Source organism: Nordella sp. HKS 07 (assembly GCF_011046735.1).
Lineage (GTDB): Bacteria > Pseudomonadota > Alphaproteobacteria > Rhizobiales > Aestuariivirgaceae > Taklimakanibacter.
Window position 1 is genome coordinate 2,685,519 of the sequence record NZ_CP049258.1, and the last position, 19,298, is coordinate 2,704,816.

General features: G+C 62.1%; 20 protein-coding genes. 12 read left to right on the plus strand and 8 right to left on the minus strand.

Translation table 11 applies throughout. The features are described from left to right. Positions 1 to 4 precede the first annotated feature (4 nt). The gene (locus tag G5V57_RS12640) at positions 5 to 448 is read left to right on the plus strand and encodes a transglycosylase SLT domain-containing protein (protein ID WP_165167853.1); all 444 of its coding nucleotides are present in this window, start codon (positions 5 to 7) and stop codon (positions 446 to 448) included. Between the two features lie 159 nt (positions 449 to 607). Here the strand turns inward: G5V57_RS12640 and G5V57_RS12645 are convergent, their stop codons facing one another. Continuing rightward, entirely contained in the window at positions 608 to 796 is a 189-nt protein-coding gene (locus G5V57_RS12645; protein WP_165167854.1) for a hypothetical protein, read from the minus strand. A gap of 114 nt (positions 797 to 910) precedes the next feature. Between G5V57_RS12645 and G5V57_RS12650 the strand changes: the two genes are divergently transcribed. After that, positions 911 to 1,801, plus strand: coding sequence for a LysR substrate-binding domain-containing protein (locus G5V57_RS12650; RefSeq protein WP_165167855.1), 891 nt, complete (start codon positions 911 to 913; stop codon positions 1,799 to 1,801). Positions 1,802 to 1,808: 7 nt separating this feature from the next. Here the strand turns inward: G5V57_RS12650 and G5V57_RS12655 are convergent, their stop codons facing one another. Continuing rightward, positions 1,809 to 2,438 (minus strand): TetR/AcrR family transcriptional regulator, encoded by a 630-nt coding sequence (locus tag G5V57_RS12655; protein ID WP_165167856.1) that lies wholly within the window; start codon positions 2,436 to 2,438, stop codon positions 1,809 to 1,811. Positions 2,439 to 2,498: 60 nt separating this feature from the next. Here G5V57_RS12655 and G5V57_RS12660 point away from each other — a divergent pair, with 60 nt between their 5' ends. From G5V57_RS12660 to G5V57_RS12670, 3 genes are read left to right on the plus strand one after another with little or no spacing between them, the layout of a single operon-like run. Then, a complete protein-coding gene (locus G5V57_RS12660; RefSeq protein ID WP_165167857.1) occupies positions 2,499 to 3,356 on the plus strand; it encodes a cupin domain-containing protein in 858 nt (285 codons plus the stop codon). Continuing rightward, the gene (locus tag G5V57_RS12665) at positions 3,353 to 4,240 is read left to right on the plus strand and encodes an ROK family protein (RefSeq protein ID WP_165167858.1); all 888 of its coding nucleotides are present in this window, start codon (positions 3,353 to 3,355) and stop codon (positions 4,238 to 4,240) included. The genes G5V57_RS12660 and G5V57_RS12665 overlap by 4 nt, the downstream gene beginning before the upstream one ends. A gap of 44 nt (positions 4,241 to 4,284) precedes the next feature. Continuing rightward, positions 4,285 to 4,704, plus strand: coding sequence for an OsmC family protein (locus G5V57_RS12670; protein ID WP_165167859.1), 420 nt, complete (start codon positions 4,285 to 4,287; stop codon positions 4,702 to 4,704). 32 nt (positions 4,705 to 4,736) lie between these two features. On the opposite strand, the gene G5V57_RS12675 is transcribed toward G5V57_RS12670, so the two are convergent. Genes G5V57_RS12675 through G5V57_RS12695 form a run of 5 tightly spaced genes read right to left on the minus strand, consistent with a single transcriptional unit; the run spans position 4,737 to position 10,186 of the window. Continuing rightward, a complete protein-coding gene (locus G5V57_RS12675; protein ID WP_165167860.1) occupies positions 4,737 to 5,888 on the minus strand; it encodes an ABC transporter ATP-binding protein in 1,152 nt (383 codons plus the stop codon). Continuing rightward, entirely contained in the window at positions 5,888 to 6,949 is a 1,062-nt protein-coding gene (locus tag G5V57_RS12680) for a Gfo/Idh/MocA family protein (protein WP_165167861.1), read from the minus strand. The genes G5V57_RS12675 and G5V57_RS12680 overlap by 1 nt, the downstream gene beginning before the upstream one ends. Position 6,950: 1 nt before the next feature. Further along, complete coding sequence (locus G5V57_RS12685; protein ID WP_165167862.1) at positions 6,951 to 7,784, minus strand: carbohydrate ABC transporter permease; 834 nt, start codon at positions 7,782 to 7,784, stop codon at positions 6,951 to 6,953. Beyond that, a complete protein-coding gene (locus tag G5V57_RS12690) occupies positions 7,784 to 8,692 on the minus strand; it encodes a carbohydrate ABC transporter permease (RefSeq protein WP_165167863.1) in 909 nt (302 codons plus the stop codon). Before G5V57_RS12690 ends, G5V57_RS12685 begins: the two co-directional genes overlap by 1 nt. 57 nt (positions 8,693 to 8,749) lie before the next feature. Then, a complete protein-coding gene (locus G5V57_RS12695; RefSeq protein WP_165167864.1) occupies positions 8,750 to 10,186 on the minus strand; it encodes an extracellular solute-binding protein in 1,437 nt (478 codons plus the stop codon). 270 nt (positions 10,187 to 10,456) lie between these two features. Here G5V57_RS12695 and G5V57_RS12700 point away from each other — a divergent pair, with 270 nt between their 5' ends. Next, positions 10,457 to 11,668, plus strand: a complete 1,212-nt coding sequence (locus tag G5V57_RS12700) for an ROK family transcriptional regulator (protein ID WP_246737606.1) — start codon at positions 10,457 to 10,459, stop codon at positions 11,666 to 11,668. 9 nt (positions 11,669 to 11,677) lie between these two features. Here the strand turns inward: G5V57_RS12700 and G5V57_RS12705 are convergent, their stop codons facing one another. Continuing rightward, positions 11,678 to 12,466: an SDR family NAD(P)-dependent oxidoreductase gene (locus G5V57_RS12705; RefSeq protein WP_165174072.1), complete on the minus strand. Its 789-nt coding sequence runs from the start codon at positions 12,464 to 12,466 to the stop codon at positions 11,678 to 11,680. Positions 12,467 to 12,613: 147 nt separating this feature from the next. Between G5V57_RS12705 and G5V57_RS12710 the strand changes: the two genes are divergently transcribed. From G5V57_RS12710 to G5V57_RS12735, 6 genes are read left to right on the plus strand one after another with little or no spacing between them, the layout of a single operon-like run. Continuing rightward, on the plus strand, positions 12,614 to 13,474 hold the full coding sequence (locus tag G5V57_RS12710; protein ID WP_165167866.1) for a DeoR/GlpR family DNA-binding transcription regulator: 861 nt from the start codon (positions 12,614 to 12,616) through the stop codon (positions 13,472 to 13,474). Between the two features lie 32 nt (positions 13,475 to 13,506). Continuing rightward, complete coding sequence (locus G5V57_RS12715; RefSeq protein WP_165167867.1) at positions 13,507 to 14,307, plus strand: BtpA/SgcQ family protein; 801 nt, start codon at positions 13,507 to 13,509, stop codon at positions 14,305 to 14,307. A 13-nt stretch (positions 14,308 to 14,320) separates the two neighbouring features. Beyond that, positions 14,321 to 15,829, plus strand: a complete 1,509-nt coding sequence (locus G5V57_RS12720; protein WP_165167868.1) for an FGGY-family carbohydrate kinase — start codon at positions 14,321 to 14,323, stop codon at positions 15,827 to 15,829. Further along, entirely contained in the window at positions 15,826 to 16,497 is a 672-nt protein-coding gene (locus G5V57_RS12725; RefSeq protein ID WP_246737608.1) for an HAD family phosphatase, read from the plus strand. The genes G5V57_RS12720 and G5V57_RS12725 overlap by 4 nt, the downstream gene beginning before the upstream one ends. Before the next feature lie 2 nt (positions 16,498 to 16,499). Then, a complete protein-coding gene (locus G5V57_RS12730; protein ID WP_165167869.1) occupies positions 16,500 to 16,823 on the plus strand; it encodes a hypothetical protein in 324 nt (107 codons plus the stop codon). A gap of 18 nt (positions 16,824 to 16,841) precedes the next feature. Continuing rightward, positions 16,842 to 19,112, plus strand: a complete 2,271-nt coding sequence (locus G5V57_RS12735; protein WP_165167870.1) for a N,N-dimethylformamidase beta subunit family domain-containing protein — start codon at positions 16,842 to 16,844, stop codon at positions 19,110 to 19,112. Positions 19,113 to 19,298: the final 186 nt, after the last annotated feature.

The window sequence follows — 19,298 nt, forward strand, 5'->3', positions numbered from 1 at the left end:
TGTAATGATATCCAGGATAGTGGCCGTCCTCGGCCTGACACTTCTGTTGGCTTTGTCGCTGCTGGGCTTTTCAGGCTCCGCCCGCGCCCAGGCGAATGCCGAGATCAGTGCTGCGATCACCCAATATGCCGCTTTGTACGGTCTGCCGGAAGCGCTGGTGCATCAAGTGGTCAAGCGTGAAAGCAAATACAATCCCAAGGCCTATCATCGCGGCAACTGGGGCCTCATGCAGATCAAATATGCGACGGCGCGCACCATGGGCTATCGCGGCCCCGCCAAGGGGCTGCTCGATGCCGACACCAATCTGAAATATGGCGTCAAATATCTGGCCGGCGCCTATCTCGTCGCCGACGGCAACGAGAAGAAGGCGCTTCGCTATTATACGAGCGGCTATTATTACGCCGCGAAGCGCAAGGGGCTGCTCGAGGAAACCGGATTGAAACCGTAGCGCTAGCAACCGCATGATCTGGACAAATCATGCGCCAATGATCATTCGGGATAGAGCGGTGAGCGAGCAGGGGATTGCCGGGGCGCTTGCGGCGTCAGTTGCCGGTTTCAAGCGCCCGAAGCGCGTCGTCGACACTTCCGACCTGTCTGCACGGGAGCTTTACCGAGCCCGGTCGTTGAGCCCATAGGCCCGGTCGAGATCGAGCTTGGTGCGGTAGTAGGGTGGCAGGTTCAGGTCGGCCAGATCGTGGTTGCTCAAGCGCAGCGTGTCGAGCCGAGGAACGGCGGTGCGGCCCGAGGCGGAACCGGTCAACGAAAACAGCCGGAATAAGCGGGTCGTGAGGGTCATTTTGGGCCTCGTGATTGCTGTAAGCCATCGAAGTGATGATAAATATGATCCGCATTTTCCTTCGTTTCCAACGCGAATTCTGGTATTAGGCATCAAACCAATTAATGGCTTCCGATGGCTGATACTCCTCCCCTGCAGGCCGTGAAGGTCTTTGACGCGGTAGCCCGCCACCTCAATTTCACCAAGGCGGCGGCCGAGTTGAATATGACCCAGTCGGCGGTGAGCTATCAGGTCAAGCTATTGGAAGACTATGTCGGTACGGCTCTGTTCCGGCGCGAGGCGAGGGGCGTGGGCCTGAGCGAGCATGGCCGCGCAGTGGCGCCTCTGGTGCGCCAGGCGCTTGGCGACCTCGCGCAGGCCTTCCGTTCAGCCAAAGCCGAGACCGCGAACCTTCTGGTCATTTCGACCATGCACACTTTCGCGACGACCTGGCTCGCCCCGCGTATCGGCTCCTTCCAGATGGAGAATCCCGAACTCGCCGTGCGCCTCGACATCTCGCCCAATCTTGCGAATTTCCACGATGATGGCGTCGATGTCGGCATCCGCTCGGGCAAGGGCGAGTGGCCCGGTATAAAGAGCCATTGCATCGGTGGGGGCAATTTCACCGTCGCCTGCAGTCCGCAATATTATGCACGCATCGGAAAACCGAAGACCCCCGCCGATCTCGCCGACTGCATCTTTATCGGTCCGCGTGATGACTGGTGGCCGCTATGGTTCGCCGCCGCCGGCATCAACCCGCCGGCGGCCTTCTCGCGGCCCGGCATCGATGTCGAGACGCAGCAGATGGCAATGGTCCTCGCCGTTGCCGGCCATGGCCTCGCGCTCGTGCATCTGGGTTTCGTCACCGAGGAATTCAAAACCGGAAAGCTCATCCAGCCATTCGACGTGATGGCCTCGTCCGGCTTCAACTATTATCTCGTCTATCCCGAAGGCGGGCCCTTGCCGAACAAGACAAAGCTGTTCCGCGACTGGATCCTGAAGGAAGCCGGCCAGGAGCTGGCGTAGTTTTCGTTCATTCTCGGGCGACGAGTTTCTCGTCCTTGGCCTCTCCTGCGCCGAGCGTTTCGGCGGTCGGGAGCTTCTGCAGTTTCGTCCAGGCGACGAGGCGCTCGGCGACGGCCTGTTTGAGCTTCGGGTCGTAATGCATGAGATTGAAGCTCTCGGCGAACCACAGGCCGTCATTGGCCATGCGGATGATGGTAGCGAACACCGGATCGAGTCCGTCGGCTTCGATGGCCGCCTGGTGGCGCTGGCCTTGCTGGCGCACCGGCTCGACGCGATCGGGAAAATTGGTCAGCGCCGCGGTGATGGCGCCATTGACCTTGTCGAAGGTCTTGCCGGTGATCGCCTCGCCTTGGATGGTCGCCTTCACATAGGCCCGAATCTTGCGGCCGAGCGCTTCCTTGTCCTCGTGGATCGCATCGGCCCAGGCCGTATCGAAGCGCGCGACGAAGCGCTCGATCATCGCGGAGGTGAGCGCCTCCTTGCAGTCGAAATGATAGAGCGTCGTGCCTTTGCTGACCCTGGCTTCGGCGGCGAGCGCGTCGAAGGTGAGTGAATTCACGCCATCCCGGTCGACGATCAGCTCGGCGGCATCGAGAATGAGATCGCGGGTATTCCGTTTCGTCTTGCCTTTTCCCATACTGATATTGTACCGTCCAGTCAGTACAAATCAAGAGCCCTTGAACCGTACGGAGCCCTCATGTCCTACAAGTCGTCGCCGCGCCCCACCTTCACCGGCGCCACCCATATTCCCTATGCCGGAGTAACGCGGTTTCTCTGGGGCGATGCTGAAGCAGGCTTCGTCGATGACTGGATCTATGCCTCGACCGACAAGATCCATCAGCTTGTCTTCGGGCTCCCCCCTTATGGCGCCTTCCGCCACTCCACGGACCGCCCGACCGTCTTCGGTGCCGATGAGGTCCTCTATGTGCTGCAAGGCACCCTGGGCTCGGCCAATCCCGAGACCGGCGAAGTTCATGTCGCGAAAGCGGGCGAAGCCGTCTTCTTCCGCAAGAACACCTGGCATCATGGCTTCAGCCTGTCGGACGAGCCCCTGCGCGTCCTCGAATATTTTGCGCCACCGCCCTCGACCGGCACGTCGGGGCCCTATGCCCGCACCAGGCCCTATGTCGAGCAGTCGAGATATCAGCAGAGCGAATATATCGGCCGCTGGCCGATGGCCGCGGAAGAGCGCCGCCAGTCGGCGACCATGCGCGTGATGCGCGATGCCGAACTGCTCTGGGAACTCGACGGCAAGGACCAGTGTGTGCTCACCGGCCTCTATGCCGCGAGCGAGCATCTGACCGTCGGTCGCAGCAGCGTAGCGCCGGGCCGCGCTTCGTCTCTCCAGGTGCATGGTGGTGATGAGTGCCTCTATCTCCTCTCCGGCACGCTCAACGTCCTGGTCCCGGAAAAGGATGGCCAGACCTGGTTCGAGATCCACCCCAAGGACGGTTTCTTCATCCCGGCGGGCGAAAAGCACCAATATTGGAACATGGGCAAGGAGCCGGCTGAATTTGTCTTCGGCGTGGCGCCGCACTATCAGCCAAAGCCATGACCCGCGCCATCGGCGTCGACATCGGCGGCAGCAAGACGGCGGCAGGTCTCATCGATCTCACCACCGGCAGCGTGCTCGCCGAGGAGATCTTCGACACGCCGGATCCTGCCGAGACGGGACCGGCCTATCTCGCCCGGATGAAAAGCGCCGTTGCAAAATTGCGCGAGCATTCGGGCGTCGCCAAGGTCGGCATCGGCATCTGCGAACTCGTCGACAATGAGGGACGGATCGTCAGCGCTCATCGCGTGAAGCTCGGTGAAGGGGAGCTGCGTCGAGCCTTCAGTGATTTCGAAACGGTTGTCATAGAATCGGATGTTCATGCCGCGGCTCTGGCCGAGGCGCGCTTCGGCGCCGGCCGCGACATGACCCAGTGGATTTATGTCAATGCCGGCACCGGCATAGCGAGCGTCCTGATGCAGGGCGAGGAATGCTATAATGGCGCGCATGGCTGGGCCATCTGTCTTGGTATGAGCGCGGTCGACCTGGCGAATGCTCATGACGACAGGGAGGCCGATGTCATCGAAGACAGCGCCGGCGGAGCCGGCCTTCTGCGCCGGGCGCGCGCTGCGGGGCTCGCCTGCGCGACGCCGCGCGACCTTTTGAGCGCTGCCGATCGTGGCGAGAGGGAGGCTGTTCTTCTCTTGCGCCGAGGCGGGCAAATTCTCGGCAACGCCATAGCGCTGCTGGTGAACGTGCTCGATCCGCAGGGCGTGGTTGTGGGCGGCGGCCTGGTGAGTTCCGATGGTCCATATTGGCGCGCGATCGGCGAGGCGGCGCGGCTCGGCATCTGGCACGGCGCGGCGAAAGACGTGCAGATTCGTCAGTCCCATCTGAAAGTCAGAGCTGGCATGATCGGCGCGGCGCTGGCCAATGGTCGATCATAGGTTTATAGGCCGGGCAGAATGAGCTTGAGAGGGTGATCCCGACAATGAAGGCGCGTGTTCAGTGGCTGGAAGGCCGGACTTTTGTGGGTGAATCGGGCAGCGGCCATGCCGTTGTGATGGACGGAGCGCCCGAGGCGGGCGGCCGCAATATCGGCATCCGGCCGATGGAGATGCTGCTCATCGGGCTGGCCGGCTGCACCGCATTCGACGTCGTGCATATTCTGGAGAAGGGGCGCGAGGCGGTGACGAGCTGCGATGTCGAGGCTTCGGCCGAGCGCGAGCCCACCGATCCCAAGATATTTACCGCGATCCATCTCACTTACAAGCTGAAGGGCCGCAATCTGAAGGAAGCCGCGGTGAAGCGCGCCATCGATCTGTCGGCCGAAAAATATTGCTCGGCCTCCATCATGCTGGCCAAGACGGCGAAGATCACCCATTCCTGGACGGTGGAAGAGGAAGCGTGAGGTCCGGGCCTCGGGTCGGATGCCGGTCGTGGCTATCGTAAGGCCAAGCCGGTCGCCGGATCGAAGAAATGCGCGCGATCCATATCGACGCCGATATGGATCTCTTCATCGGCTTTGGGAAGATGGCGCGGATCAATGCGCGCCGTGATCCGGCTGGCGGATAACAGACTGCCAGTATTTTTCGTGCCCGGATTGTCGAAGAAGGCATAGGCATCGGCGCCGGTCATCTCGGTGATCAGAACCTTGCTCTTCAATCCTCCGGCAATCGGATTAGGATAGAGAAAGGCCTCCGGTCGAACCCCTAATATGAGATCGCGATCTGTCCATTGCGCAAGGAACGGGCGCGCCGCTTCCTGCGCGGCTGTGAGAGGCAGGACCATATCCGTTCCGGCGATGGCGCAGTTGATCGTCTCGCCATTGCGCGCCGGTCGCACCGTGAAGAAGTTCATGGCGGGTGACCCTATGAAGCCCGCGACGAACAGGTTCACCGGCTTCTCATAGAGCTCGCGCGGGTTGGCGCATTGCTGGAGATTGCTCTCATTTTCATCGCTGACCGGCCGCAGGACCGCGACGCGGTCCCCCATGGTCATCGCTTCCACCTGGTCATGCGTCACATAGAGCGTCGTAACGCCAAGCCGCGCATTGAGCAGCTTCAATTCGGCGCGCATCTGGACCCGCAATTTGGCATCGAGATTGGACAATGGCTCGTCCATCAGGAAGCATTGCGGATCACGCACGATGGCGCGGCCCATGGCGACGCGCTGGCGTTGTCCGCCCGAAAGCGTGCCCGGCCTCTTGCGGATATAGGGCATGAGATCGAGGATCCGCGCTGCTTCCTCGACCTTCTGTTTGATGACGTCCTTCGGCACTTTCCGCTGGCCAAGGCCGAAGGCCATGTTCTCGTACACGTCCATATGCGGATAGAGCGCATAATTCTGGAACACCATGGCGATGTCGCGATCGCCGGGGCCGAGATCGGTGACGTCCTTTCCGCCAATGGCGATTTTCCCCTCGCTCAGCGTCTCGAGCCCCGCGGCGCTGCGCAACAAGGTGGACTTGCCGCAGCCCGAGGGACCGACGAGAACCAGGAATTCGCCGTCCCTGACCTCAAGATCGACCCGCGACAGCGCCAGTGTCCCATCCGGAAAACGCTTGCCGACCGAAGTGAAGCTGAGCGATGCCATCAGTGCCGACTCTTCGGGAGTCTGACGGTCTCGCCCGTCCTCGCCGCCTCCTCTATGGCGGTGAGGACGCGGGTGACTTCGAGGCCATCTTCGGCATCGGCGAGCACCGGTGTGCCGAGCGTCACCGCATCGACGAACCTTGCAATCGCTTCCATGACGAAACCGCCGATGCGCCCGCCCCCTGCCGGCGTGACGCCCAGCATATCGCCGCTGCGCAGGCCGGCGCCGGCGTATTTCTTGAATGTGCCATTCTGCGCCGTGTCGATGGCGAGCGAGCCCTTCTCGCCGACGACTTCCACTTTGAAATCGAAGATCAGCGGCAGATCGCGCGGCAGCACCCAGCTGTTCTCGAGCGATACGACGGCGCCGTTGTCGAATTCGAGCAATGCCAGATGCACATCCGCCGTGTCGACGCCTTGTGCCGCGAGAAAGCCATGCCGCTTCATCGCCTGCACGCGCACGACCTCGGCCTCGAGCACGAAGCGCAAGGCGTCGACGGCATGGCTGCCGAGAAACCAGAGAGCCGATGACTTCGCAGCCCAGCTCAGGAGCTCGAAGGGCACGAAGAGCGTGTTGGAGAGCCGGGCTGAGCCATGAAGCGGCGCGCCGATCTCGCCGGCACTGATCGCCTCCTTGACGGCATGGACGGCCGGATTGACCCGGTTGTGAAAGTCGACCATGACCTTGGTTTTTCCCTTGGCGGCAAGCTCGGCGATCTTGCGCGCCTCGTCCAGGCTCGTGGCGAGTGGCTTCTCGCTCAAAACATGTTTCTGCGCCGTAATCGCTGCGAGCACGATATCGCCGTGGGCGAAATCCGGAGTGGCGACTGTCACTGCCTCCACCTCCGGATCAGCGATCAGTTCACGATAATCCGTATAGACCTTGCGGGCGCCAAACTGCTCTTGCATCGATCGGGCGCGCGCCGGGTCGAGATCGCACACCGCCGCGATCTCGGCGTTGGGCAGCGCGTTGAGTGTCTTGCAATGGAAAGATCCCCACAGTCCCGCGCCGACGACGCCGAATTGGGTTCTTGCCTGTGATGTCTTGGATGATGCCTGCATATTAGCCCTTTACTGAACCAAAGGTGAGCCCGCGCACGACATAGCGGTCGAGCGCCAGGAAGATGAGCATGGGCGGGATCATCGCGGCGACCGCCGCCGCGGCGATGAATCCCCAGGTAACGCCCGCCGTACCGAAATATCTCAGCGTGCCGATCGGGAGCGTGGCCGTGGCGCGGTTGCTGAGCACCAGCGGAAAGGCGGCGTTGTTCCATGAAAAGACGAAGGCGAACATCGAAGTGACGATGAGGCCCGGCAGGATGAGCGGCAGCACAATGCGCATGAGGATTGTCGCCGTTGAGGCGCCGTCGACGCGCGCCGCCTCCTCGATTTCGACCGGCACCTCGTCGATGAAGCTGCGCAGCAGCCAGATCGAGAACGGGATGGTCAGGGTCTGTAGGATGAGGATCATCGAGAGATAGCTGCCCTTTATTCCGGCCGCGCTGGCAAGGATCGCATAGGGAATGAGGAAGGCGACCGGTGGAGCCATCAGCAGGCCGAGATACCACATCATCAGGTGCTTGCGCCCTTTGATCCTGAAGCGCGACAGGGCATAGGCGGCGGGCAGTGAGAAGGGCAGGTTGAGGAGTACCGCACCCGCCGCGACGATGAAGCTGTTCAGAAGTTGCGGCAGATTGTTGCCGGGATCGCCGAACGCATAGTTGATCGAATCCCAGCTCGGCGTGAAGACGAGTACCGGCGGCATGGTGAAGAACATGTCGGCCGGGCGGATGGAGAGCAGCACGAACCAGATGATTGGCCCGATGAAGACGAAGAGCAGCAGCAGCATGGATGCATAAAGCGCCGCCGTTCCCAATCTGCCGTTCTGTGTCGCCATCAGTCCAGCTCCTTGAAGGCGAAGAACACCAGAAGCGCGATGATCGCATTGACGACGATGACCATCAGCCAGGTCATGGCGCTGGCGAGGCCGATATTGAAATCTACAAGTCCATATTGATAGAGACTGTAGCCCAGGGTCCGGGTCGAGGCGCCGGGTCCGCCTTTGGTAAGCACGAGGACGAGATCGAACGTGTTGAACAGCTGCATGAAGCGCAGCATGATCACGATCATCACCGTCTTCTTGATGAGCGGGATCTTGATCCGCATCAGCATCGCCCAGGGCGATGTCCGGTCGATGCGCGCCGCTTCGATGATGTCGGACGGTATGGAGAGAAGGCCGGCATAGAGCACGATGGCGAAGAAGGGCGTCCATTGCCAGACATCGGCGAACAGGATGGCCCACAGAGCCGTGGTGCTCGACCCGAGCAGGCCTGCGGCCGGCAGCGGTATCCCAAGCGAGGCGAGGAGCCAGGGGATGAGGCCGCCGCCCGGATCATACATGTAGCGAAACAGGAAGCCGACCACGATGGGCGCGATGGTCGTCGGCATGATGAGCAAGGCGCGGGTGACGCTCATGCCCGGCAATTGGCGGACCAGGAGCAGCGCTATGGCGAGGCCGAGGACGAATTCGATGGCCGTGCCGACCACGGTGATCAGCAGGGTATTGTAGAGCGCGCCGGCGAAAAGCCCTCCTGACAGCGCCATCTCGTAATTGCCCCAGCCGATGAAGCCCATCGGCGTCGGGCTCATCTGTAGGTTCCAGAAATAGAAGCTGTTCTTGAGCGCGAACAGCAGCGGAAAGGCGATCAGCGCCACCAGCAGGATGATCGATGGAGTGATGAGGAGCCACGGCACGTAGGACGGCAGGCGCCGCCCTCGGCGAGGCAATGTGCTGGTCGACGACATGCGCTGATCCAAATTTTGAAAGGCGCGCAAGCCTCAAGCTTGCGCGCCCTGTGATCTTCAGGCGAGCGATGCCATCAGGGCCTTTGTGGCATCGAGCGTGTCGTCATAGGATGCCTGCTGATAGGGAATGAGGAAATTGCCCTTGAGGATGTTCTGGAAGAACAGCGAAGTATCCTTAAGGGCCTGCTCGGGGGTCAATTCGCCCGACAGCACCTTGTTGAGATTGAGTCCGTAAATGCCTTCGAGCGTCGTATAGACCGGGCAGGGCGGCCGCACGATCTTGCCGTTGCCCTGCTCGAGATCGGCGAGCTGGCCCGGCAGATGCGGATAGATCTTGATGAGATCGGGATCCTTGTAGAGCGACGGGCGCGAGAAGTCCGAGAATTGATAGCCGAACTTGTTGTAGAGGGCCATTTCCTTCTGGGTCTTGGCCGATGTCGCCCATTTGATGAACTGCCAGGCGGCGTCGCGATTGGCGGTGTTGGCGGCAATGCCGAGACTATGGCCGCCGATGCTGACGGTTTGCGGCTTGCCGGGCGCGGTCGGCAATCTTACGATGCCGATCTTGTCGGCGATGACGGAATCCTTGCCCGACATATAGCCGTCCTTCTTGCAGAGATAGGCGTAGGGCGTCCACCAGTAGAAGATGCCGATATCTCCCTTGGCGAAGCGCATCCCGGCATCGAACCAGTTGTAGCCGACCGCTTCCGGCGGCGAGTTCTTGTAGAGGGCGACGAAGGTCTTCAGCGCCTCGAGTGTTTCCGGCGAGTCGATGGTCGGTTCGAAATCCCATTTTCCGGTCGGGAAGTTCTTGAACCACTTGGTGCCCATGCTCGCGGCAAGCTGGGTGAACATATGCACGATCGGTGCCGGCTGTTGCCCGGCGACGACGGTGCCGGTCATCTTTTTGCCGGCGAAGTCCTTGCCATTGAGCTTCTCGATGATGGCCAGATAGTCGGCCCAGCTCCAGCTGCCGTCCTCCGGAATCTTGACGCCCGCCTGGTCGATATAGTCCTTGCGGTAGAGCACGGTCTGCCCATAGGTGGCGACAGGCAGAGTGCCGACCTGGCCGCGCCAGGTGTTCATCGAATAGAGCGCTTGCGGAACATAGTCGCTGATGTCCGTGTCCTTGTCCGCCTTGATGAACTCGTTGAGCGGCAGGATCCATTTGCTCTCGAGATACTGGCCGAGCCACATCTGGTCGACCGAGATGACGTCGGCATCCGGCTGGTTGCTGATGAAGGACGAGGTGAGGCGCGCCTGCAGGGCCTCAAGTGAAATGGCTTCGATCTGCAGCTTGACGCCGCTCGCCTGCTGGAACTGGTCCGCCAGCCCCTCGATGGCGTAATAGAAGGGATCGCCGGCGACAAGGACGCGCAGCGTCTTGTCCTGGGCTCTGGCGCCGCGGGGCCTGAGTCCGAGGGCGGCGGCACCGGCAAGAGCAGCACTGCCTTTCAACACGTTGCGACGGGAAACTGGGAATGTTTTTTCCATGCTCGTTCCTCCTCCAATGTGACGCCAAACCACTGGTCGTTCGGGTCATTTTGTTGATCGTTCGCGTTGGGAAATCGTCCGATCTTTATTCTTTTGTTTGTTTGAGGCTCCCACAAACTTAGGATATCGTCAAGACGCAGCCACTCGCTGTGGGCCGGCGCCGCCGGATTCGCCGGGCGGTCGCCGTGATGCTACGGCTCGCACAAGCAGGCGCGATTCGTCGGGCTGTGACGGACCGGAGAAGTCGTTGAAGGGATGGGATCGAAAGTGATGATGACCGACGGGAGCGTCAGGCCTCGCGGCCGGACACGGGGTCTGATCTCGTCCTCGGCAATCGGCCTCGCCAATCGCGGTCGCGTGCTGCAGGTGTTGTTCGATCTCGGTCCGACCAGTCGCGCAGAGCTTGCCCGCCATGTCGGTGTTAACCGGGCCACCATAACCGGCATCATCCAGCCCCTCATCGACCAGGGCCTTCTCGTCGACGGTGATCCTCTGCCGTCGAAGGAGAGCGGCGGCAAGCCGGCCAAGCCCGTCTGGTTCGCCAAGGACGCCGCGCCGATCGCCGCGGTTCTCCTGATGCATGACTGCGTCCATTGCTGTCTCGTATCTCTCGATGGCTCGATCACTGCGGAAGTGAGCGCCGCCTTCCCGCCCGATACAGATCGGGTGGAAGCATTGGCGCGGATCATCTTCGATTCGATCCGCCAGACATTGTCGCTATCCCATCGCGCTCCGCTTGGCATCGGGGTGGCGGCCGGCGGCATGATCGACACCGACAGTGGATCGATCGTCGCGGTGAATCTCGCGCCTCTGCTGGCCGGCTTCCCGCTCGGCGCAGAATTATCCAGCCGCTTCGGGCTGGCCGCGCATGTCGATCACCATCCGCGTGCGCTGCTGGTGGGCGACCGCTGGTTCGGCATCGGCCGCGGCAAGCGCAATTTCGCCGTCATCTACACGGGCGAGGTACTTGGTGGCGCGCTCTTCCTGGATGGTCGCCTCTATCGCGGACAGGCCGGCGCTGGTGGCGAACTGGGCCACACTTTCGTTCAGGTGGACGGCATGCTGTGTCGTTGCGGACGGCGCGGCTGCTGGGAGACCATCGCCACATTAGGATGGCTGCGCCGGGAGGCGGAACAGGTCGGCCTTTCGTCGGCCGAGACGATGGATTCATCGCGTCTCGTCGCGCTGGCCGACGGTGGTGTGCGAGGAGCCGCCGAGCTGCTCGGTCGCTACGCACACAATGTGGCTGTCGGCATCGCCAATCTGCAGCAGACCATGGCGCCGAACTTCTTCGTTCTGCATGGCGATGTCGTCGGAGGCGGCCCCCGCATGCTCGAGGCGATTGCCGCACATGTCCGTGAGCTTGTGCCTTGGCGCCCCGGCGGCGATATCGAGCTGGTCATGGGAGATTTGGAGGACCGCGCTGCGTTACGCGGCGCGGCCGGGCTTGTTGTATCGGAACTGCTCCACTTCACGCTGTGAGAGCGGGCGTTATCCCATATACACGCCGCCAGTGACATTGATGCCTTGGCCGGTCATGAAGCGGGCGCCGTCCGAGCATAGGAACGTGGCGAGGCTCGCCACATCTCCCGGCGTCTCAAGCCGGCCGAGCGGCGTCTGCGCCACATAATCCTTGATCACCTGCTCGGGTGTCATGCCGCGCAGTTTCGCTTCCCACTCGACTTCACGATCCTGCATCGAAGTCTTGACGAAGCCGGGGCACACGGCATTGACGCGGATGCCTTGCGCCGCCACTTCGCGGGCGAGCGCCTGCGTCCAGCCCAGAACGGCGAATTTGCTGGCCGAGTAGTGGGCGAGGAGCGGCGCTCCGACCTTGGCGGCGAGCGATGCGGTATTGACGATGACGCCTTTCCGCGCCGTCTTCAGAAAGTAGCGGATCGCCGCCTGGTTGGTCAGGAAGACGCCCTTTATATTGACGCCGAAATTGAAGTCCCATTCTTCGTCAGTGAGGTCGATGGCGCGGTTCATCGTCGACACGCCGGCATTGGCGATCAGAATGTCGTAGCTTCCCGCCGTCTTCTCGATCAGACCGAAAGTCTTCTCGACCTCGGCGCGCTTGCTCACATCGAGTCCGAAAGCCAGGGCATCGGGACCGAGTGTCGCCGCGGTCGCCTTGGCCGCCTCAAGATTGAGATCGGCGAGCACGATGCGCACCCCATGGGCGGAAAGCGAGCTGGCGATAGCCCGGCCGATGCCGGTAGCACCGCCCGTGATAATGGCGGTCTTGCCCTTGAGGTCGGATCCGAGCGTGGACGTCATTGATGTTTCTGTCATAATTCCTCTCAAGATGTGCGGAAGCACACATAGCGTGACAGAATTACGGTGTAAACTGTGTTCGAATTTGTTTGATATCTATCTCGTTTGTGCTATCTCACACGGGAATTCACGCAACCCAGGGGGATTCAGATGGTATCACCATCAGAAACGCCTGACTCGAACGTAACAGATTCGCGTCCGGAGACTGGCCGGCGTCTGCCGGTCGAATTGCGCCAGGCGCATATTATTGAACAGCTGCGCAAGACCGGCTTCGTGTCGGTGGCCGAGGTGGCCGCCGCTCTTGCTGTCTCGGAAATGACGATCCGCCGCGATCTCATCGATCTCGAGACCGATGGACGTCTGGTCCGCACCCATGGCGGCGCCATCGCGCCTGAAGGTACGGCCGCACTCGCATTCGAACGTGAGGAGCCGGCATTCGAGCAGCGGCTGCGCCAGAACAACGCCGCCAAGGAAGCCATTGCCACGGTGGCGGCGAGCCTCCTCGGCACGCGCCAGTCGGTAGCGCTCGATGTCGGCAGCAGCGCCTTCGTGCTGGCGGCGCGCTTGCGCGCCCTTACCGGCATCAAGATTTTCACCAATTCCCTGCGCGTCGCCTCTTTGCTCGGCCGTGAAAGACGGGATGTCTATCTGCCGGGCGGCGAGGTGCGCGGCGACGAGATGTCGATCTGCGGCCCGACCGCCGTCGCTCAGTTCGAGCAGCTGTGGTTCGATATCGCCTTCATCGGCGCGGCGGGCCTCACCCAGGCCGGCCTCTTCGATTATTCGCTCGAGGACAGCGAGCTGAAGCGCGTCTATTTGCGCCGCTCCAGCCGCAAGGTGCTGCTCTGCGACGCCGCCAAATTCAACCGCCTGTCGCTCGTGCAGGTGGCCGCCCTCGACAGCATCGACATGCTGATCACCGACGCAACGCCTTCCGGTGAGCTCGCCGACGCATTGGCCAGCGCCAATGTCGAGGTCCGCCTCGCCAATCCTGCCACCATCACGTCTTGAACAATTAGAACACCACCAGGAGACTGACTATCATGCCGTTCGATTTCTTTGGCGCCAAGAAGAAGCCCGTCATCGCCATGGCCCATATCGGGGCCTTGCCGGGCAGCCCGCTCTATGATGCGGCGGGCGGCGTCGAGAAGCTCATTGCCGACGTTTTGAAGGACGTCGAAAAACTGCAGGACGGCGGCGTCGATGCCATCATGTTCGGCAACGAGAATGACCGCCCCTATGTGTTCGCGGCTCCCCATGAAGGCATTGCCGCGATGTCGGCGGTCGTCCAGGCGGTGAAGCCGGCGCTCAAGGTTCCCTTCGGCGTCAACTATCTCTGGGATCCCAAGGCCAGCGTGGCGATCGGCGCCGTGACCGGCGCGAAATTCGTGCGCGAGATCTTCACCGGCGTCTTCGCGTCCGACATGGGCATCTGGGAGCCCGACTGCGCCAACGCATCGCGCATGCGCCGCAATCTCGGCCGCGGCGACATGAAGCTCCTCTTCAACATCAATGCCGAATTCGCCCATTCGCTTGATCAGCGTCCGATCGAACTGCGCGCCAAGAGCGCCGTCTTCTCCTCTCTCGCCGATGCGATCCTGGTGTCCGGCCCGCTCACCGGCGAGCCCGCGGTACAGTCCGATCTGCGCAAGGTGAAGGATACGCTGAAGAACGTGCCGGTCTTCGCCAATACCGGCGTCAATATCGACAATGTCACCGACGTGCTCTCGGTCGCCGACGGCGTCGTCATCGGCACCCACTTCAAGGTCGACGGCAATACGTGGAACCCGGTCGATGGCGCTCGCGTCAAGCGCTTCATGGACAAGGTCTCAGGGCTCCGCTGACGGAACACACCCCATGACCTATGTCATCGGCCTCGATATCGGCACGACATCGACGATCGGCATCCTGATCGGCCTGCCCGACCGCATCGTTCATATCGCCTCGCGGCCGGTGACTTTGACCGCGCCCCATCCTGCTTGGGCCGAAGAAAATCCCGAGCAGTGGTGGGGGAATGTCTGCGAGATCACCCGCGAGTTGCTGGATGTGGGCGGTCTCAAGCCGCAAGACATCAAGGCCATCGGCACCGCCGGCATGCTGCCGGCGGTGGTATTGCTCGATGAAGATGGAAAGCTGCTCCGGCCCAGCATCCAGCAGAGCGATGCGCGCTGCGCCGCCGAAGTGGTCGAACTGCGCAAGCTTGTGGATGAAGAGGCCTTCACGCAGAAAACCGGCAATGGCGTCAACCAGCAGCTCGTCATCGCCAAGCTCCTGTGGATCAAGAAACACGAGCCGGAGATCTTCGCCAGGATCGCGACGGTCTTTGGCTCCTATGACTACATCAACTGGCGGCTGACCGGTGAGCGCGCCGTAGAGCACAACTGGGCGCTGGAAGGCGGCTTCATCAATCTCGCCACGCATGAGATCGACGACGACCTGGTAAAGCTCGCCGGCATTCAGCGTCAGGTGCTGCCGCGCAAGACCCTGTCGCATGATAAGCTGGGCGGCCTTACCGCCCAGGCGGCGCGGGAAACCGGCCTCGCCGAGGGAACGCCGGTCGTCGGCGGCGCCGCCGATCATATCGCTTCGGCACTCGCGGCCGGCATAGCCCGGCCCGGCGATGTTCTGCTCAAATTCGGCGGCTCCGTCGACGTGCTGATCGCCACCGACCGCGTGGCGCCGGATCCGCGCATGTATCTCGACTATCACCTGGTGCCCGGCCTCTATATGCCCAATGGCTGCATGGCGACCGGCGGTTCCGGCCTCAACTGGTTCGTCGCCAATTTCGCCGGCGGCGAGCGCCAGAAGGCGGATGAGGCCGGCCTCAACTTGCATCAGTGGCTCGACCGCCAGGCCGAGGACGTGCCGCCGGGCGCACAAGGGGTACGGATCCTGCCCTATTTCCTCGGCGAGAAAACGCCGGTCCACGACGCCGACGTCAGGGGCGCGATACTGGGCCTGAGCCTCGCGCATCAGCCCAAGCATCTCTGGCGCGCTTTGCTCGAGGCCTATGCCTATGGCATCGCCCATCATATCGAAGTGCTCAACGACATGGGCCACGCCACCGAGACCTATCTCGCCTCCGACGGCGGCTCGAAGAGCACGGTATGGATGCAGATCGTCTCCGACGTGCTGCAGAAGCCGGTGCAGCGGCTGGCCGGACATCCGGGCTCCTGTCTCGGTGCTGCCTATACGGCGGCGATGGGCATGGGGCTCGCCACGGACTGGTCTGCGATATCACGCTTCGTGAGCCTGGCCGACCGGCTCGAGCCCGACCCGGCCAAGGCCGAAACCTATGCTCAGGGCTATGCGCTCTTCCGCGAACTCTACCCGCCGATCGCGGCACTCGAAATCAAGGAGACATGATGACCATTCGCGCCGTAGCCTGGGATGTCGATGGTACGCTGGTGGACAGCGAGCCGCTGCATCACCATGCTTTGATCGCCGCTTGCGGTAACTGGAATGTCGATATTTCCGACATACCGGAGGACAGCTTCCGCGGCGTTCATATGAAGGATGTGTGGAAGGCACTTCAGCCGCGCATGCCCGCTTCGGCCACCTGGAACGAGTGGGACCGCGCCAATGACGATTATTATGTGCGTCATCGCCATGTCCTGAAGCCCATGCCGCTGGCGATCGACACTGTCAAGGCGCTCGACGAAGCGGGCATCACGCAGATCTGCGTCTCGAATGCCGGCCGGGTTATTCTCGATGCCAATATCGACGCTCTCGGCCTCGCCGATGTGATGCAGTTTACCCTCAGCCTCGACGATGTGGCGAAGGGCAAGCCCGATCCTGAATCCTATGCCACCGGCGTAGCAAGGCTCAAGCTCAGGCCCGACCAGACAGCGGCCGTCGAGGACAGTGCCACCGGCCGCCGCGCCGCGCGCGCCGCCGGCCTCGTGGTGATCGCCTATGATCTGGGCTGTGGCAGGCTTGCCGATGCGGACTACGTGACAAACGATCTGTCCCGGATATTATCCCTGCTAGCGGCCCATCGGCCGGAGAAGAAGCGCGGAGCGGGCGGAGCCTGACAATGGTGTACAAGATCGACGCGGAACGGGACCGGCAATATATAGCAGAGTTTCGTTCCACGCCGATCGGCGCCCATAGTCCCGGCCTCCAGCGTGTCCTCAATATCCTCCGTCACGACCCGACCGGCTATCAGGTCATTCTGATCTGCAGGAAGCCCTTTGCCGAATGGGTGCTGGGCACAATGCCGCCCAATCGTCTCGACGGTCCGATCGCCGTCGAGGACGATCGGATCTTCACCAGCCGGGAAGAGGCGGAGTGGGAAGTCTTCCGCCGGCGCTGGCGCCAGCATACGGGCGAGGACATCAACACGCCCTATCGCGATTGACGGGAAAGCGGGAACACCATGCTCAAGATCGTCGGCTATCCGGATCGCTATAGTGTGGCGCCTGGCGAGAATATCGCCTTTAATGTGTCACTCGAGGAAGGCACGCATTTCGACGCCCGTCTGGTTCGTGTCATCCATGGCGACTGCAACCCCGAAGGCCCAGGGCTCAAATTCCGGCATATCCCATCGGCTGCCGACGGCCGCTATCCCGGCAAGCCGCAGCGCATCGATGCCGGCTCCCATATGGTGGTCGAGAACTTCCCGGCTTTGGCTTCGGACTCCTTCACCTTCTTCGCGATGATCTGGCCGACCTTGCTGAAGCGGCAGGACCAGACATTGGTGGCGCAATGGGACGCCAGGCGCTCTAGCGGTTTCCGTATCGAGGTGACTGACGGCGGCCAGCTTGCCGTCCTTCTCGGAGATGGATCCGGCAAGATCGCGAGCCTCAAGAGCGGCAAGGCCATGCTGGAGCGGCAATGGTATGCGGTGGCGGTATCGATCGAACCAAAATCCGGCGAAGTGGCGCTCGATCAGCGGCCCATCCAACCTTATGCGCAGATTGCCGACCGTGCACATAGGAGCGGCAAGCTCGCGGTGTTGCCCAAGGCGCTCGACGCGCCCCTGATGATGGCCGGCTGTCCCGAACCCGACGGGACGATTGGTCGACATTTCGACGGCAAGATCGACAGCCCGCTCATCCTGGCGGGCCTCCATGAGGCCGGCCGCCAGGACGCCTATCTGCGGCCGGTCATCGATCCGTCCCTGCTCGGCGCCATCATCGCGCGCTGGGATTTCGCCAGGGACATCCGCGGCACGCGGACCGTGGATATCGGCCCTTCTGGCCATCACGGCCGCCTCGTGCATCTGCCGGCGCGCGGCATGAAGGGCTGGAACTGGACCGGCGAGGAGCATAGCTGGCTGCGCAAGCCTGAGCATTACGGCGCCATCCACTTCCACAGCGACGATATCTATGACGCCGGCTGGGAGACCTCGGTCGAGTTCACCGTGCCGGAAGACATCAAGAGCGGGCCTTACGCGCTGCATGTGCGCTCGGGCGAGACCGACCGCGAGGCGACGCGCGAGCAGTATCTCGCTTTCTTCGTGCGCCCGCCGCGTTCGCGCCAAGCGCGCGCCAACCGGCCGAAAATCCTTGTGCTGGCGTCCACCGCTTCCTATCTCGCTTACGCCAATCACGGCGAGCACATTACCGCGCGCGGCGCCGAGCGGCAAATGGCGCGGCTTCTGACCTTCGGCCATACCGATCTTTACATGTATGACCATCCCGAGCTCGGCGGCTCGCTCTACGATTGTCATGCCGACGGATCGGGCGTTTGCTATTCGTCGCGGCTCAGGCCCAATCTCAACTATGCGCCGCAATATCATTCCTGGCTCGGCGGCCATGGCTCCGGCCTCTATCAGTATAATGCCGACACACACCTCTATGACTGGCTCGACCATCATGGCGTCGACTACGACGTCATCACCGACGAGGACCTGCATGAGGACGGCTATGAGCTTCTGCGCGACTATCGCGTCGTCGTGACCGGCACTCATCCCGAATATCATTCGACGCCGATGTGGGACGCCATGAAGGCGTGGATCGATCGCGGCGGCCGGCTCATGTATATGGGGGGCAATGGCTGGTACTGGCGCATCGCCTTCCACGACGAGTTGCCAGGGGTCATCGAGGTGCGCCGCGCCGAGGACGGCATCCGCACCTGGGTGGCCGAACCCGGCGAATATTATCATTCCTTCACCGGCGAGTATGGCGGTCTGTGGCGGCGCATCGGCCGCGCCCCCAATGTGATCTGCGGCGTCGGCTTTATCGCCCAGGGCTTCGACGTGTCGTCCTATTATCGCCGCGCCCCCGATGCCGACAATCCGCGCGCCGCCTTCATCTTCGAGGGCGTCCCGGACGACATCATCGGCAATTTCGGCCTGATCGGCGGTGCGGCCTCCGGCATCGAGCTCGACTGCATCACCACCAATCTCGGCTCGCCACCCAACATGCTGCGTCTCGCGTCATCGGAGAACCACAATTCGATGATGATGCTCGTGAATGAAGAATTCACCATCGTGCCGCCCAATCTCGGCGGCGACCAGAATGAGCGCGTGCGCGCCGATCTCAGCTTCGGCGAGACACCGTCGGGCGGCGCCCTGTTCGCGACGTCGTCGATCGCCTGGTGTGGGTCGCTCTCGCATAACAACTATGACAACAACGTCTCGAAGATCACCTGGAACGTCCTCAGACGCTTCGCCAATCCGGAACCATTTCCATCGGCGTTCTGACACGCGCATTTATTTCCCTCCCCGGACTCATTCCCCCTCTCCCGCCTGCGGAAGAGGGTGCCCGATAGGGCGGGTGAGGGTGTTGGTTCGAATGTCACGCACCCTTCGAAGTTTTTTCCGGTTTCACGAAGGACACCCTCATCCGGCGCTTCGCGCCACCTTCTCCCGCAAGCGGGAGAAGGGGAA

Excerpts from the sequence above, each read along its gene's own strand:
- G5V57_RS12640 (WP_165167853.1), top strand. The coding sequence starts at position 5 with ATGATATCCAGGATAGTGGCCGTCCTCGGCCTGACACTTCTGTTGGCT.
- G5V57_RS12645 (WP_165167854.1), bottom strand. The coding sequence starts at position 796 with ATGACCCTCACGACCCGCTTATTCCGGCTGTTTTCGTTGACCGGTTCC.
- G5V57_RS12650 (WP_165167855.1), top strand. The coding sequence starts at position 911 with ATGGCTGATACTCCTCCCCTGCAGGCCGTGAAGGTCTTTGACGCGGTA.
- G5V57_RS12655 (WP_165167856.1), bottom strand. The coding sequence starts at position 2,438 with ATGGGAAAAGGCAAGACGAAACGGAATACCCGCGATCTCATTCTCGAT.
- G5V57_RS12660 (WP_165167857.1), top strand. The coding sequence starts at position 2,499 with ATGTCCTACAAGTCGTCGCCGCGCCCCACCTTCACCGGCGCCACCCAT.
- G5V57_RS12665 (WP_165167858.1), top strand. The coding sequence starts at position 3,353 with ATGACCCGCGCCATCGGCGTCGACATCGGCGGCAGCAAGACGGCGGCA.
- G5V57_RS12670 (WP_165167859.1), top strand. The coding sequence starts at position 4,285 with ATGAAGGCGCGTGTTCAGTGGCTGGAAGGCCGGACTTTTGTGGGTGAA.
- G5V57_RS12675 (WP_165167860.1), bottom strand. The coding sequence starts at position 5,888 with ATGGCATCGCTCAGCTTCACTTCGGTCGGCAAGCGTTTTCCGGATGGG.
- G5V57_RS12680 (WP_165167861.1), bottom strand. The coding sequence starts at position 6,949 with ATGCAGGCATCATCCAAGACATCACAGGCAAGAACCCAATTCGGCGTC.
- G5V57_RS12685 (WP_165167862.1), bottom strand. The coding sequence starts at position 7,784 with ATGGCGACACAGAACGGCAGATTGGGAACGGCGGCGCTTTATGCATCC.
- G5V57_RS12690 (WP_165167863.1), bottom strand. The coding sequence starts at position 8,692 with ATGTCGTCGACCAGCACATTGCCTCGCCGAGGGCGGCGCCTGCCGTCC.
- G5V57_RS12695 (WP_165167864.1), bottom strand. The coding sequence starts at position 10,186 with ATGGAAAAAACATTCCCAGTTTCCCGTCGCAACGTGTTGAAAGGCAGT.
- G5V57_RS12700 (WP_246737606.1), top strand. The coding sequence starts at position 10,457 with ATGATGACCGACGGGAGCGTCAGGCCTCGCGGCCGGACACGGGGTCTG.
- G5V57_RS12705 (WP_165174072.1), bottom strand. The coding sequence starts at position 12,466 with ATGACGTCCACGCTCGGATCCGACCTCAAGGGCAAGACCGCCATTATC.
- G5V57_RS12710 (WP_165167866.1), top strand. The coding sequence starts at position 12,614 with ATGGTATCACCATCAGAAACGCCTGACTCGAACGTAACAGATTCGCGT.
- G5V57_RS12715 (WP_165167867.1), top strand. The coding sequence starts at position 13,507 with ATGCCGTTCGATTTCTTTGGCGCCAAGAAGAAGCCCGTCATCGCCATG.
- G5V57_RS12720 (WP_165167868.1), top strand. The coding sequence starts at position 14,321 with ATGACCTATGTCATCGGCCTCGATATCGGCACGACATCGACGATCGGC.
- G5V57_RS12725 (WP_246737608.1), top strand. The coding sequence starts at position 15,826 with ATGATGACCATTCGCGCCGTAGCCTGGGATGTCGATGGTACGCTGGTG.
- G5V57_RS12730 (WP_165167869.1), top strand. The coding sequence starts at position 16,500 with ATGGTGTACAAGATCGACGCGGAACGGGACCGGCAATATATAGCAGAG.
- G5V57_RS12735 (WP_165167870.1), top strand. The coding sequence starts at position 16,842 with ATGCTCAAGATCGTCGGCTATCCGGATCGCTATAGTGTGGCGCCTGGC.